This is a genomic window from Variovorax sp. KK3, from assembly GCF_001984055.1.
GTDB lineage: Bacteria > Pseudomonadota > Gammaproteobacteria > Burkholderiales > Burkholderiaceae_C > Variovorax.
In genome coordinates, this window is record NZ_LYVO01000190.1 from 1 (window position 1) to 716 (window position 716).

The 716-nt window shown below is 66.8% G+C and carries 1 protein-coding gene; it reads left to right on the forward strand.

Going from position 1 to position 716, the window contains the following annotated elements; translation table 11 throughout:
• Positions 1-716, forward strand: a 716-nt coding sequence (locus B0W80_RS34095; protein ID WP_179107110.1) for a tripartite tricarboxylate transporter permease, incomplete at both ends; no start/stop codon positions are given.

Below are 716 nucleotides of genomic sequence, written 5' to 3' on the forward strand. Positions count from 1 at the left end.
TCCTTCTTCGCCGGTTGCGTGGGCACGCTGATCCTGGCCGCCTTCGCGCCGCCGCTGACCGAACTGGCCTTCAAGTTCGGCCCGGCCGAGTACTTCTCGCTGATGGTGCTGGGCCTGATCGGTGCCGTGGTGCTGGCCTCGGGCTCGCTGCTCAAGGCCATCACCATGATCCTGCTGGGCCTGGCGTTGGGCCTGGTCGGCACCGACGTCAATTCGGGCGTCGCGCGCTACAGCTTCGACATCCCCGAGCTCACCGACGGCATCGGCTTCATCGCCATTGCGATGGGTGTGTTCGGCTACGGCGAGATCATCGGCAACCTCGCGGTGCCGGAGGACGAGCGCGAGGTGTTCACCTCCAAGGTCAAGGGCCTGTGGCCCACCAAGGAAGACTTCCGCAACATGCTGCCCGCTGTGCTGCGCGGCACCGCGCTGGGCTCGGCCCTGGGCATCCTGCCCGGCGGCGGTGCGCTGCTGTCGGCCTTCGCGGCCTACACCATCGAAAAGAAGATCAAGCTCAAGTCGGGCGAGGTGCCTTTCGGCAAGGGCAACATCCGCGGCGTGGCCGGCCCCGAATCGGCCAACAACGCCGGTGCGCAGACCTCCTTCATTCCACTGCTGACGCTCGGCATTCCGCCCAACGCCGTGATGGCGCTGATGGTCGGCGCGATGACCATCCACAACATCCAGCCCGGCCCGCAGGTGATGACCAGCAACCC